Below are 14,338 nucleotides of genomic sequence, written 5' to 3' on the forward strand. Positions count from 1 at the left end.
TCATGTTATCCAATATGAAAATTACCGAATTTTTGGCAGCTACATCATCAGATGCTCCAGTTCCTGGCGGCGGCAGTGTTGCAGCACTTTCTGCAGCAATCGCATCATCCCTTGCGGAGATGGTTGCGAACTTAACCATCGGCAAAAAAGGTTATGACGAAGTTCAAGATGAAATGAAGGCAATTTCAGAAAAAATGAGCGCCTATACGCCAAAGTTCGTCGATTTCATTGACAAGGATGCAACCTCCTTCGACGACGTTATGAAAGCGTTCAAGCTCCCTAAAGAGACGGACGAAGAGAAGAAGGCCAGAACTGAAGCCATTCAGAACGGCATGAAGCTTGCAGCGAATGTACCACTTGAAACTGCTCAGGCTGCTATGGAAATTCTCGGCATGATCGAAGCGGTTGTCGAGAGAGGCAACAGCAACGCAGTCACAGACGGCGCAGTTGCGGCTATGATGACGCGTACGGCTGTACTCTCCGCACTTTACAACGTCAAGATCAACCTCGGCTCCATTAAGGACGCAGAGTATGTTGAGAAGGCTGCTGCTGAAGTTGCACGCATCGAGAAGGAAGTCGTTGAAATCGAAGCTAGAATTCTTTCAAAAGTGAAGCTCTAATAGAATGAATGATAAGAAAGCCCTGGATCAGTTTCTCCAGGGTTTTTGTTTATTATAAGTGTGGCTAACCTGTCAATGGGAAACTTGATGTCAACTGCATCCATGACTGCAGGCTTCGTCCGTTCACTTGTCAATTGTCGCCAAATACCCTATAATCAAAGAAAGACGCTAAATGAGGTGGAACAAATGGGGTTCAAGATAATTGCGGACAGCTCTAATGATATGTCACCTGATCTTCAAGCGAAATATCCGGTCGAAATCGTTCCATTTAAGCTGACCTTGGATGGTGTAGACTATGTGGATGACGCACAGCTCGATCCTATTCAGTTTATTGCGGATATGAGTGCGGCCAAAGATGTGCCGCGTTCTGCATGTCCTTCTCCCAATGATTTTATTGAAGCCTTCGAAGGCGAGGAGGACTGCTTTGTAGTCACGATCTCTTCCAAACTGAGCGGAACCTTTAACAGCGCCCAAATCGCGAAAGAGATGTTCCTTGAGAGTCAACCTGACAAGAAGATTCATCTCGTGGATTCCAAGAGCGCTTCAATTGCGGAAACCCTGATCTCTATGAAGCTGCATGAGCTTATTGGAAAAGGTCTGGATTTCAATGAGATTGTTGAAGCCATAACGGACTATGTGAGTGGCATGAAAACATTCTTTGTCTCCGAGTCTCTGGACAATTTGATTAAGAACGGCAGGATTTCGAAGCTGAAAGGTGCGTTCGCCACGGCGCTGAGCATCAAGCCTATCATGGGCGCTGAGGACGGCGAAATCAGGATGTTTGACAAAGCACGGGGTTCGAACAAAGCTTTCGATCGCTTGCTGGAAATGATCTACGAGAATGCCAAAGCAGTCGAGGACAAAATTCTGGCGATTTCCCACGTCAACAACCCTACGAGAGCGGCGCATCTTAAAACGGAAATTCAGAAGCACTGCGGCTTTAAAGAGGTGATTATCGTTCAGACCCATGGGCTGAGCAGCTTGTATTGTGACCGACAGGGAATCATAGTGTCATTTTAACTCAAAAGGTGCAGTGCTCCAATCAATTGCTGGCTGGAGTGCTGCACCTTTTTAATGGATTGGTTTAAGTGTTAGTTCTCAATTGAAATCAGGTTGTGACGATACTCTGTATAGATGGTTTTCAGCATCGTCATTTTCGTCATCATTTCAATTTGCAGTTCGCTGGCGAGCTCAAACTGCTCGTCGCGGATCGCGTTCTTGATTCGGGTAAAGAGGGCCTGTTTATCCAAACTGTTTTTCATGAGCTCTGAGCGGAGCGCGCGAATTTTTTCCCAGTTGACGATGTCAAGATCCGTTATGTCGTCGAGACCGTGAAGCTTGACATAACGTCTGATCAGGTCTTCATTCGTCGGGATCACGCGGTTTGTGAGTTCGGAGACCCACTGACTTAAAATGGTCGCCTGATAAGACTCGATGACTTTTTCCGGGAAGACTTCGCCGCGTGTTAAAACACTGACTTTGTCTTTATATTGATCAAATGCTTTGAGATTTTCCCAAACTGTACGAGGCGGAACGCCAAACAACTGATTGCGCTCTTCACTGGTATAGTGCTCAAAGACATCTTCCTCACTGCGATAGGCTCTGAATTTCTCAAGATAATCAGAGTCCTCGCCGTAGGACTTGGACAGTTCCTTCTCGAGCTCTGCCTCTGTTGGCTTCTTGTCCAGAACGTAAGCAATACCGTCCAGCATAGCCTGATAGACAGCCGCAGTGGTGAGGTAGGTGTTGGAGGTAGGATTTGGTGAACGCAGCTCGAAGCGCGTTGCAAAAGGATTATCCATATCTCTGATGAGTCCGATCAGGACGGTACGGTTTCGAGCCGGAACCTCCACAGTGTGGCCGATGCAGGAAACAGTACATACCGGTGCTTCAAAGCCCGGTTTCAGGCGGTTAAAGGCGTCATTTGAAGAAGTGACAAAAGGATTGATGACTTCATAGTGCTTCAGGATGCCCATGAGTGCGCCCCAACCGAAAGGATTCAGGTAGGAGTCCTTCATATTCTTAGGTGAGAATAAATTCAATTTTCTTCCGGAACTCAGCTTGACCGCGATCCCAACGTGGTGGTGTTCGCCGTTTCCTGCGACGCCTTCGATAGGCTTTGCGCGGAAGGTCACTTTAAGTCCGTGTCTGACAAAAGTCTCTCGAATGATTTCGCGGGCAAAGAGCTCGTGGTCCGCAGATTGAAGTGCCTCATCATATTTCCAGTCGATTTCGAGCTGCTCCATAATGTGCGTAAATTGGCTCATGCCAGCGAGCTTGGAAGGAACGCCGCCAACTTCTTTGTGCCCCATTTCAGCGTGATAGCCATAGTTGTCCAGGTTGATCAGAGACTGCTCCATGGCGGTTCTAACCGGACCTACGGTACGTTTCCAGTACTGCTCTTTCAGTGTTTGAGAAGCAGTAAGTTTTTCAGTGTCTGTTCTATGATCAGGTGTTTTAACCCAGAATTCCACTTCTGTTGCCATAGTCATGTAAACTTCCTCGACAACTTCATCTCTCGTTATGCCGAGGAACTCTCTTGCGTAGTCGCTCTCTGCCAGCCATGCTTTGAGGGTGGATTTGAAGTATTCCGTTGACTTTTTAAGGACTGCTCTTGAGCAGACTGGTTTGCCGTCATGGTAAAGGAACGCGGGGATGACCAGCGTGCCAACCGGGCGTCCGGTAGCCACATCGCGGTGAGCCAGGTTGTAATCCACCATCCATTTTACATTTCGGTCTGGAATGAGGTCAACCTTGGCGTTGTTGATCTGAGCGATTTTCGGCAAATAAACGCTTGAACCGTCCGTTTGAACACCCTGGTTCAAAAAACCATCAATGTCTTCAAGAAAAATTTGAACTGGAATCTTTTCATCTGTGCTATTGTTGCCCAAATCCACTGCGGTCAGGGAAACAAACTTTATCTGGGGATGATCAGCCAGCAGTTGTTTAATAGATTCTTCGTCGTGTTGATCAGCGGGAATAAAATATAGAAGATCGTTCACGTTACACCTCCGGTCTAAGTTTATGCTCTTTCACGAATTATTATAGAGAGATAATGAAAAGAAGTAAAGGAAATTTCAATAAAAATACCAATGAAAACATAAAAAAATCATAAAACAACCAGTTTATCACGCATGATAAACAAATATAACGTTTTAATGTTCGTGAATTTGTCCTTTTGAGAACTTTTTGTAATAAGCGACGACTGTGATGGCGGTGAGGGGACCAAGGATCAAACCGGAAAAGCCAAGAAAACGGATGCCTAAATAAAGCGAAAACAGCGTAATTAATGGATGGATGCCAATGTGATGCCCTACAATTTTAGGTTCAAGCATTTGTCTGGTGACTGTGACAACGGCATAAAGAATCAGCAGTTTAACCGCCATGGAGACATCAGACAGGATCAGCTTTGAAAGCGCCCACGGCACATAAACCGCCGCAGGTCCCAGAGCCGGCACAACATCCACCAGACCTATGCCGACGGCTATTGGAAGCGCATTTGGCACTCTCAGAATCAATAAGCCTGCCAGGGAGACTGCAAATGTAATGGTCATCAAGGTCAGCTGGGCCTTGAAGTAGCCTGCGACGACTTTGAGGACATCCTGTTTGAAGGTTTGAATATACTGGTTGTCGCTGATATACTTTTGAATCCACGGTCTGAACAGCTTTTCAATGCGTTTTCTGTCGACTGTAAAAAAGAATGTGGAGATTATAATGACGAGAAGTGAGACGACCAGGCGCGGCAGCGATTTTAGCATGCTGAAAGAGGACGTGGCTGCCTCTGAGAACACTGAAGCAAGGGAGCCTAAAAAACCTGACCAAGCGGTGGTCAGAAAACCGGCGGACTCTTCGGGAAGGTTGAGGAAAACTTTTTCAATGACATTCAGGACACGTTCGTTGTAATTTGTGAGACTTTCAATCCATCCGGGAACCATGGGCAGCAATTCTTTAATTGAGAGCACAATAATGATGCCGAGCCTGAAAATAATAAAACCGCCCAAACCAATAAAAAGAGCCATCAACACCAGGGTGATCAGCGAATCCGGCAGACTAAGACCAGATTTGACGCGATCCACTATGCTGCACAAAGGCCGTGAAAGCAGATAACCCAGCCAAAATGGGAGCAGTACAAACAGCAGCGGGATCAATTGGGTATAGAAAAGAAACAGGAAGAAAAGCCCCAGCGCGATCAGGCTTAGCTTGGACAAGATAATTGAATTCACCGAGATCACCTCCGAATCATTACAACTCATACCCATTTTAAGTAAACAGTCCACAACATCTATGAAGGACCTTTGCAAGGAAATGGTTGAAATGAGGTGTATGCGGCGGTGAGGGCATAGATTGTCAAAGGGATAACAGGACTTGATTTTACCTTTTCAATCCTTTATAATGGTAAAAGATTGTGATCAGATACTAATAACTAATTATAAATGGAGGTTACCATGAGCTTATTGAATCAGAAAAAGATTCTGGTAATGGGTGTGGCTAATAAATGGAGTATTGCGTGGGGCATCAGCAGAAAACTGATCGAGTCAGGCGCGCAGCTCATTTTTACTTATTACGGGGAAAAGAGCCTCAGAGGGCTTGAAAAGTTAGTCGAGGAAGAGGGCATTACCGGCGTGCGTATGATTGAGTGTGACGTCACCCAGGATGCCAGCATTGAACAAGCGTTCAATGAGATCGCATCTAAGGAAGGCAAGATTTTTGGTGTGGTACATAGCATAGCGCACGCAGATAAAAATGAACTGGACGGTGATTATTACAATACCTCCAGATCCGGCTACAGCATGGCCCAGGACATCAGTGCATTTTCGCTGGTCGCTGTGACTAAGCATGCTCTACCAATACTGGAAGAGGGCGGATCCATTGTGACGCTGACGTACCTCGGTGGCGAGCGCGTCGTCAAGAATTACAATGTCATGGGTGTTGCAAAGGCAGCGCTGGAAATGAGCGTTCGCTATCTGGCACATGATCTTGGACCACTTGGCTTCAGAATCAACGCTATCTCGGCCGGACCGGTGAAAACGCTGGCAGCAAAGGGCATCAGCGGCTTCAGCAATCTGTCTTCGAATTTTGTCGACCGTGCGCCTATGAGACGCATGGTAACTACGGAAGAGATTGGCGGCGCGGCGGTGTTCCTGCTCAGCAGTCTGGGCAGTGGCGTGACAGGTGAAGTTCTGCACGTGGATTGCGGTTATTCTATACTAGGGTATTAATTTGAATTTCTGATCCAACAAAGTAAAGGAAGATGAAAGAGTGCAGTTTATAGATCGCTGCCTGATTCATCTTCCTTTTGTTTTGCACGAATGAGTGGATCCTGAGGTTTATGGTGTTTGTCGATGGCATCCGTCTCCTTCGTTTGTTGCCTTAACGTTGCAGTCGAGCGCTTTTTTGATATAATGTAAAGGTTAATAGTACACGGAGGTGACCTCAAATGCACCTGAAGACGAATCAACTCAGCAATATGCTCATTGACCTGGACAGGGCGCTGACCCGCGGAGAGGCAGAGAATGTTGTGGAAGCCATTAAGAGAATCCGCTTGATTTGCGATGATATTGAGCTGTCCGTTCAGGATGAAATCGACTATGCCAAGCGTCGTGATGAAGCTTTGAGATTAAAATATAAGCATGAACTCATTAATGAAATCTCATTTCTAATGAAGCCGGTAACAGTCGAAAACGTCTATGACGGCGATTATCTGGATCATTTTGTGGAGACCCGGGCAAGGCAGCTTGCCGAGGCTGGCGCCGAGGCAGCCCACAACGCGTTTTGGACCGAATACCTAACCCTGCACGGCAATATCTTTGGATCAGTGCCAGCCGAACTTTTAACCCCTGAAGCTGTGGCCTATCTCGAGAAGTCGGGTTGGAAGCGCGTCCAAGTCAGCGTTCTGGACTTTGGAGACGCTCTGGAGGTCACCATGGCCTTTTATGAATACTGTGATGAAAAATTCGGACGCTATATTGTCGTCCAGGAATCCAAGACAAATGCTTTTATGGTTCTCGCCTTTGGCATTTGAGCTCAAGAATTTGGGAAGGCGGCGTCAGAAACATGTTTGAACAGCTGGGACATGACAGGTTGGACTTCCGGATTGAGGAAGCCCAAACCGGAATGAAAATCATAGATGTAATGGTACAGTGGATGGATTTATCTGTCCGTCAGGTAAGAAACGGAAAGAATCGAAAGGATGTGCTCCTGAATGGCCGTCCTGTTTCGGTCAATGGGTTTGTCAGAACCGGAGATTTGATCACTTATCAGATGGAGATTGAGGAAAACTATTTCGAGCCTGAGGCAATTCCCATTGAAGTGGTTTATGAAAGTGACGATCTGGTTTTGATCAATAAGCAGCCTTTTGTCGTGGTGCACCCGACCAAGAGTTATCCTTCCGGGACTATCGGCAACGGCCTTGCCATGCACTTCAAGAAGCGGGGCATCAACCCAAAAATCAGGTTCATCAACCGCCTTGACCGGGACACGTCCGGGCTGCTTCTGATTGCCAAGAATCCGTACGCGCAGCATGTGGTGACGGAGCAGATGAAGCGGGATGAGGTGGAGAAACGGTATCTGGCGCTGGTCCACGGCCGGGTCGAGGCTGAGGAAGGCACTATTGAGGCGCCTATTGGCAGACCGGATGAAGATCAGGTCGAGCGCAAGGTGATGGCCGATGGTCAACCGTCCACCACCCATTTCTGGGTCAGGGAGCGCTTTGGCAGCGCGACACTGGTGGAAGTGCGTCTCGAAACAGGCAGGACGCACCAGATCCGTGTGCATTTCAGCCACCTGGGACATCCGCTGGTGGGAGACACGTTGTACCACGAAGGGTCCGACCTGATCGACCGACAGGCACTCCATGCCTTCAAACTCTGTTTCAGACTGCCGAGGACGGGCGAATACCACTGCTTTGAAGCGCCGCTTCCGGAAGATTTCGAGCGTCTCCTGACGCAGCTTCGCGACTCGGATGCCGTCTCGGATGCATTCAAGATTTGATATTATTGCTAACTTGTATTATAATGTAATCAGTACTCTGGGGTGTGCGTTATTACGGATAAAATTCAACCACTGGCATATTATAGGGAGCACGTGTTTTCTGAGAGATGACAAGCCGGCCAGACCGGACGCCAGAACTCTGGAACAGTACACCCACTTAGGTGGAGTGTGGTGCTGAATTTCATCCTTGACGGCACTCTGGAGATATCTTCATTTTTTGAATGAAGATTTTTTTTGCGAATGCAAGATAAAAGTGAATGCGGCAAGGAGGAAGTACATGCAGCCTTATTATGGAATAACCATTGATAAGCAGGATCAGGAGCACTTATACATTCAGGTGTATAAGCATTTGCGCACCCTGATTTTCAACAACTCCATCAAGCCTCATGAAAAGCTTCCGCCTATTCGCAAATTGTCCGCTATTTTGGGTGTCAACAATGTCACCATTGTCAATGCTTACAAGCTCCTGGAAGAAGATGCGCTGGTCTATAAGAAAATCGGCAGCGGTACCTATGTCGCGCCTGTTGAAGATGAACTGGAAAATGAAAGGGACACGGAGGAACGTCATCGTATTGTGCCTTATGATTTTTCGGTTTCATCCCCCACAGCGGATCTCTTTCCGGTTAAGGATTTTAAAATCGTCATTGACGAAGTACTGGAACGGGATAAGGGCTATGCCTTTGGCTATCACGAGAGCCAGGGCTTTTTTCCGTTTAGACAGTCTCTGTCCGCTATGTTCGGAGGATCTAAAGTCGCTCTTGACCCGGACCAGATTCAAATCATTTCCGGAGCTCAGCAAGGGATCGATCTTGTCGCGAAATCCGTACTGGATTATGGCGATTATGTTTTCGTCGAAGCCCCAACCTACACCGGCGCGCTTGCAAGTTTCAAGCTCAAGGGCGCTCTAATTGTTGAAATCCCCATCCAGGAGGACGGCATTGACTTGGAGGCCCTAAGTCAACAAGCCAAAAAGTTGAAGCCCAAACTCATTTATGTTATGCCCAACTTTCAAAATCCTACGGGATATTGCTACAGTGACGAGAAAAAGCGAGGCTTGATTGAAATCGCGAAATCCTGCGGGGCGTGGATCCTTGAAGACGACTATGCTGCGGATTTAAATACCGGTGATGCGCTTGTATCGCCACTGAGCGCCTATGATCCCTATGATAGAATTATTTACGTCAAGAGCTTTTCCAAAGTACTGATGCCTGGGCTGCGACTGGGGTACATGGTCGTTCCTGAGGCGCTGCAGGATGAAATTGCCCTCGCCAAGCACGCCACAGACATATCCACTTCAGGACTATTGCAGCGTGCTTTCGATCTGTATATACGAAAGGGCCTTTGGGACCGTCAAATCGTTCTCATGAAGCGCATCTATGACAAGCGTCATGCTGTTATCACGCGTTATCTTCAGTCACACGATGTGCCATGGATCCACTATCATCTGCCGCAAGGCGGCTATAATTACTGGATTACCATGGATGCAGCCCTCAATGCGGATGAATTGATGTGGCGGCTGAACAAGAAAGGTGTGGCGATTTTGTCCGGGAGTACCTTTTATCATCTGCAGCTGAAGAGCTCATCCTTCAGGCTCAGCATTGCAGCCATAGATGAAAAGGAAATTGAGGCCGGGCTCGGGATCATCTTTAATGAGATCGAAGCCATGTACCATGAAATGTCCGGGAGCAAGCCCGGGTTAATGAAATCACAGGTGCTGTAAGCACCCTTTGGGCGCAGGTTGTCAAACACTTGAGCTCATCCACACCTATAAGGAGTTTTGTATGTCAAATCAGGGATTTATGCCTGTCAATCAAGAGGATCTGAGCGCGCTCGGCTGGGAGCGCGTGGACTTTGTACTTGTCACTGGTGATGCCTATATCGATCATCCTACTTTTGGTGCGGCGGTCATTGGGCGCGTACTGATGGATGCTGGGTTTAAAGTCGGAATTCTGTCTCAGCCCAACTGGAAAACCACAGAGGCCTTTAAGACATTCGGACGCCCAAGACTGGGATTTTTGGTGACAGCAGGAAATATTGATTCCATGGTCAATCACTATTCCGTCAGCAAGCGGCGAAGAGACAAAGATGCCTATTCGCCCGGTGGAAAGATGGATTTGAGACCAGATCGTGCAACCCTTGTGTACACTCAAAAGATTAGAGAAACTTTTTCCAAAATGCCTATTATCATTGGTGGCATTGAAGCGAGCCTCAGACGTTTTGCCCATTACGATTACTGGGATGACAAAGTTCGCAGATCCATCCTCGTTGACTCTGAGGCGGATCTTTTGGTGTACGGCATGGGAGAGCATCAGATTGTCGAAATAGCAAATTTGATGAATCAGGGCTTTGAGCCTAAATATATCCGTCATATTCCCGGTACCTGCTATGTTGCCGCGTCCCGGGATGAGGTTTATGATGCTGTAGAAATTCCTTCATTTGAAGAAGTGACGGCAGATAAGAGAACTTACGCAAAGGCCTTCATGGTTCAATATGATGAGCAGGATCCCATTCGCGGGAAGACGCTGATGCAGGCCCACGGCACCAGATGGCTCGTTCAGAATCCCCCGGCCATGCCGCTGAATCGCAGCGAGCTCGACCAGGTTTATGCGCTGGATTATAAACGAGACATTCACCCGGCCTATCAGAGTCTGGGCGGGGTTCCGGGCATTGAAGAAGTCAAGTTCTCAATTATTTCAGAACGTGGCTGCTTTGGTTCCTGTTCGTTTTGTGCCTTGACCTATCATCAGGGGAGAATTGTTCAGAGTCGGTCCCATAAGTCCATTCTCGAAGAGGCGAAACGGATTGTTCAGGATCGCGACTTTAAGGGTTATATTCACGACGTTGGCGGGCCTACGGCTAATTTCAGAGCACCGTCCTGCAAAAAGCAGCTCAGGCTGGGTACGTGCAAGCATAAGCAGTGTCTGTATCCTGCACCCTGCAAGGACCTCGAAATCGACCATGAAGATCTGAGACTGCTGTTAGGCAAGCTGCGCCAGGTAGAGGGCGTCAAGAAAGTCTTCCTTCGCTCCGGACTGAGATATGATTATCTGATGGCTGATCCAAACCCCGCTTTCTTTAAGGAACTGGTTCAGCATCACGTCAGCGGTCAGCTTAAGGTTGCACCGGAGCACGTTGCTGGGGAAGTGCTGGATAAAATGCAAAAGCCAGCCGGCAAAATTTATGGCAAATTTGTGGACCGGTTTTTTGAGCTCAGCAAGCAATGCGGACTGGAGCAATATCTGGTGCCGTATCTGATGAGTTCACACCCCGGAAGCACGCTGCACAGCGCTATCGAACTAGCCGTCTATCTTAAGAAGATAGGTTATCAGCCTGAGCAGGTTCAGGATTTCTATCCGACGCCGGGAACACTTTCGACCACCATGTTTTATACGGAGCTGGATCCACGTGATATGACACCGGTATATGTGCCGAAGAGCAAAGAAGAAAAGAAAATGCAGCGTGCGCTGCTTCAATTTGGAAGGCCGCAGAATTACGAGCTGGTCTATAAAGCGCTTATCCAGGCTGGCCGCACGGATCTTATAGGGTTTGGTCCCAACTGCCTGATCAAGCCGCGAGACGGCTCGAAAGTTCCGGATCAAAGGCGTGGAACGGGCAGCGGTACAAATGTCCGAGGCAAGGGCAGAACCGCTGAAAAGGATAAATCGGTCAAAAATGACAAATCCGTCAGAACTGACAAATCCGTCAGAACTGACAAATCCGTCAGAACTGACAAATCCGTCAGAACTGACAAATCGGTCAGAACTGACCACAGTACTGAAAAAGGACTTTCTCGCAATAACACAAAAGGCGGTGCGCGCCAAAGTGCCAAAACAAAGTCATCTGGCAGCGGATTTAAAACTAAACGGAGTTGATACTATGTTATCCAAAGAAAAACTGGACAGAATCAATATTTTAGCGAACAAAGCAAAAAATGGTTCATTGACTGAATCAGAAAAAATTGAACAAAAGCTTCTTAGAGAAGAGTACCTGGAGGCGTTTCGAGAGAACTTCAGACGCCAGCTGGACAACATTGAAGTCAGGTATGTGGATGAGGATGGAAATCCAGTCGAAGACCAAAAGACGGGCACACCACAAAAATTTAAAGAGAAATTGAATTAGTAGTAAGTAAACAAACCAGGACAAACCCTACCAATGAGGTGACATTATGTCGACTAATCAAGCGCATACAGACCGCAATACCTCCATAAAAGACCGGCTGACTCACAGCTTTCCCATAGTCTGGGAGCAGCTGGATGAAACCGAAACTGCTGCAGTTTTTGAAATGGGTGAACGCTATAAATCCTTCATAACTCTGGGCAAAACAGAGCGACTCTGTGCTGCAGAGATCAAACGCATCGCTGAAAGCCATGGGTATCTCAATATGGACGCACTGACTGAGGGCTATAAGCCAAATGCAGGAGACAAGCTCTATCGCCTCAATCGCGGCAAGGCGCTTGTCATGATTGTTGTAGGTAAGGCAGGTCTTGAGGAAGGCATGCACATTGTAGGCAGCCACATTGATGCACCGCGCCTGGATCTGAAGCCAATGCCTCTTTATGAAGACTCTGACATGGTGTTTATGAAGACCCACTATTACGGCGGTGTCAAAAAATATCAGTGGACTTCAATTCCACTCGCCCTGCATGGCACGGCCAGAAAAGAAAACGGAGAGCTGGTGGAAATTCGAATTGGTGAAGACGCGAACGATCCTGTTCTCTTTATCACAGATCTTTTGCCGCATCTTGCCAAAGATCAAGTCACAAAGCCACTGGGAGAAGCCATAACTGGTGAAGGCCTCAACGTACTTGCCGGCAGCGTGCCGCTGTCCAAGGGCGATTCGGATAGCGCGGCAGCCTCAGAGGAGAACCTCAAGGACAAAGTGAAACTGCATCTGCTGAAACTCCTTGAATCACGCTATGGGATCACTGAGCGCGAACTGGTAACAGCGGAACTGGAAATAGTCCCAGCCGGGGAAGCCAGGGATGTTGGACTTGACCGCGGGATGATCTCCTCTTATGGACATGATGACCGCGTGTGCGCTTTCGCCAGCCTCGAGGCCATATTGGGCGTTCAAAACCCGGAGAAGACCGCAATCGCTTATTTCACTGATAAAGAAGAAGTGGGCAGCATGGGCAATACGGGTGCAGAATCCGCGTTTTTTGAAACAACTGTAGCGGAGCTGATGCTCCTTCAAGCCGGGACTTATCACGATTTGATGCTGAGGCGCGCCCTTGCAAAGACGGAAGTGCTTTCTGCAGACGTCAGTGCAGGTTTCGATCCAAACTACTCAGAGGCCTACGACAAGCGAAATTCCGGCATGATGGGCCGGGGACTTGAAATTATGAAATATACCGGTGTGCGCGGTAAGTCCGGCAGCAGCGACGCCAACGGTGAATATTTTGATAAAGTGGCGCGTCTTTTTGAAGCCAACAAAGTCAGCTGGCAGGTCGGTGAACTGGGGAAAGTCGACCAGGGCGGCGGAGGGACAATCGCTTATATCCTTGCCAATAAAGGCGCTGAGGTCATAGACTGCGGCGTGCCGGTTCTAAGCATGCATGCCCCCTATGAAGTGATCAGCAAAGCAGATCTTTATATGGCTGCAAAAGGCTATATGGCCTTCCTGAATCGATAAAAAAACAGGCGGACCATTGAATGTGACACTGAGTCACTTCTTTGGACGCCTGTTTTATTATAAAACAAAACCCTCAATGCCCTTTTGCCGATGGTCGCTGGACTGCACACAATAAATTTTATAAGGGTTTATTTTTCTTATCTTCGTTTATAAAGCTCTTAAAAGTATCAGACAGTGGAGAAAGAACCCTTTTTTTGTGGAAGACGAAATAGAAAGACCTGTTGATTTTAGCATCTTTATAAGGGATCAGTTTCAGACGTTTTTCAGAGAGTTCCTTCTGGATAGATTGCAGCGAGAAAAAGCTATACCCCATCCCCAACTCCACCATACGTTTAATGGTCTCGTTGCTCTCGACTTCAGCAATGATTTTTAGTGTCTCGGGATCCAGCCCTGCATGTTCTTTTAAAAATCTCATGGCGGCTGAACGGGTTCCAGAACCTTGCTCTCGAAGGATCAGAGCAATCTCAGGCATGAGTTCAGTTTTGATGGCGTCCACACCGTCAACAGGTCCTGCCAAAACAATTTCATCCTCCATGATTTCAATGCAGTCAAGCTGCGCGGATTCCGGCTTAGCGCCTACGATACCGAAATCAATTTCTCCGGAGAGAATTTTTTCAATGACCTGAGACGTATCGTGCTTCATCAGATTGTACCTGACATCAGGGTAGATCAAACTGAAGCGTTTGAGCGCGTCCGCCAGATAGTACTGCTCAGGGATTGAACTTGAAGCGATTTCGAGGATGCCTTCAATTTTGCCTTTATACTCTTCCAGTGAAAAAAAAGCATGCTCCTTTTTATTAAGGATGCTGATGGCGTGCTCACAAAATATTTCACCGGCCTGTGTCAGGGAGATTTGCTTATTCGTTCTGTTAAACAATACAGTGCCTAATTCCTTTTCAAGCAAATGAATGTGATTGCTGATGGTGGGCTGCGTCAAATACAGCTTTTCCGCCGCTCTGGAGAAACTCTTCAATTTTGCGATCATAACAAAGCTTTCCAATTGTTTGAAATCCATATTACCACTCCTCGACAGCTGCTGCGGTTGGATCTGTTTCAGGACGGGTTAAAAAACCAATCCCGCCGTTCGTTACTCCGG

12 protein-coding genes and 1 other RNA gene are annotated in these 14,338 nt (G+C 47.6%); 10 read left to right on the plus strand and 3 right to left on the minus strand.

The window, feature by feature from the left end:
- Nucleotides 1–2 precede the first annotated feature (2 nt).
- Nucleotides 3–620, plus strand: coding sequence for a cyclodeaminase/cyclohydrolase family protein (locus AC4PHM_RS02340; protein ID WP_492019295.1), 618 nt, complete (start codon nt 3–5; stop codon nt 618–620).
- 186 nt (nt 621–806) lie between these two features.
- Nucleotides 807–1,640, plus strand: coding sequence for a DegV family protein (locus tag AC4PHM_RS02345; RefSeq protein ID WP_492019296.1), 834 nt, complete (start codon nt 807–809; stop codon nt 1,638–1,640).
- Nucleotides 1,641–1,711: 71 nt separating this feature from the next.
- Here the strand turns inward: AC4PHM_RS02345 and AC4PHM_RS02350 are convergent, their stop codons facing one another.
- Together AC4PHM_RS02350 and ytvI are read right to left on the minus strand one after the other, a co-directional pair.
- Nucleotides 1,712–3,622, minus strand: a complete 1,911-nt coding sequence (locus AC4PHM_RS02350; protein ID WP_492019297.1) for a type I glutamate--ammonia ligase — start codon at nt 3,620–3,622, stop codon at nt 1,712–1,714.
- 153 nt (nt 3,623–3,775) lie between these two features.
- Nucleotides 3,776–4,843: a sporulation integral membrane protein YtvI gene (ytvI, locus tag AC4PHM_RS02355; RefSeq protein ID WP_492019298.1), complete on the minus strand. Its 1,068-nt coding sequence runs from the start codon at nt 4,841–4,843 to the stop codon at nt 3,776–3,778.
- A gap of 222 nt (nt 4,844–5,065) precedes the next feature.
- On the opposite strand from ytvI, the gene AC4PHM_RS02360 reads away from it, so the two are divergent.
- From AC4PHM_RS02360 to AC4PHM_RS02395, 8 genes are all read left to right on the plus strand, one after another.
- A complete protein-coding gene (locus tag AC4PHM_RS02360; protein WP_492019299.1) occupies nt 5,066–5,839 on the plus strand; it encodes an enoyl-ACP reductase FabI in 774 nt (257 codons plus the stop codon).
- A gap of 218 nt (nt 5,840–6,057) precedes the next feature.
- On the plus strand, nt 6,058–6,642 hold the full coding sequence (locus AC4PHM_RS02365; RefSeq protein ID WP_492019300.1) for a hypothetical protein: 585 nt from the start codon (nt 6,058–6,060) through the stop codon (nt 6,640–6,642).
- Between the two features lie 32 nt (nt 6,643–6,674).
- Nucleotides 6,675–7,610: an RluA family pseudouridine synthase gene (locus AC4PHM_RS02370; RefSeq protein ID WP_492019301.1), complete on the plus strand. Its 936-nt coding sequence runs from the start codon at nt 6,675–6,677 to the stop codon at nt 7,608–7,610.
- A gap of 31 nt (nt 7,611–7,641) precedes the next feature.
- A non-coding RNA gene (ssrS, locus tag AC4PHM_RS02375) (6S RNA) lies at nt 7,642–7,819 on the plus strand.
- Between the two features lie 68 nt (nt 7,820–7,887).
- Nucleotides 7,888–9,330: a MocR-like pyridoxine biosynthesis transcription factor PdxR gene (gene pdxR, locus AC4PHM_RS02380; RefSeq protein ID WP_492019302.1), complete on the plus strand. Its 1,443-nt coding sequence runs from the start codon at nt 7,888–7,890 to the stop codon at nt 9,328–9,330.
- A gap of 61 nt (nt 9,331–9,391) precedes the next feature.
- Entirely contained in the window at nt 9,392–11,482 is a 2,091-nt protein-coding gene (locus AC4PHM_RS02385; RefSeq protein WP_492019303.1) for a YgiQ family radical SAM protein, read from the plus strand.
- Between the two features lie 4 nt (nt 11,483–11,486).
- Nucleotides 11,487–11,729, plus strand: coding sequence for a DUF896 domain-containing protein (locus AC4PHM_RS02390; protein ID WP_492019304.1), 243 nt, complete (start codon nt 11,487–11,489; stop codon nt 11,727–11,729).
- Between the two features lie 46 nt (nt 11,730–11,775).
- Nucleotides 11,776–13,242 (plus strand): aminopeptidase, encoded by a 1,467-nt coding sequence (locus tag AC4PHM_RS02395; protein WP_492019305.1) that lies wholly within the window; start codon nt 11,776–11,778, stop codon nt 13,240–13,242.
- A gap of 118 nt (nt 13,243–13,360) precedes the next feature.
- Here the strand turns inward: AC4PHM_RS02395 and AC4PHM_RS02400 are convergent, their stop codons facing one another.
- The gene (locus AC4PHM_RS02400) at nt 13,361–14,257 is read right to left on the minus strand and encodes a selenium metabolism-associated LysR family transcriptional regulator (RefSeq protein ID WP_492019306.1); all 897 of its coding nucleotides are present in this window, start codon (nt 14,255–14,257) and stop codon (nt 13,361–13,363) included.
- Nucleotides 14,258–14,338: the final 81 nt, after the last annotated feature.

The organism is Acidaminobacter sp. QWL-03 (assembly GCF_058683855.1).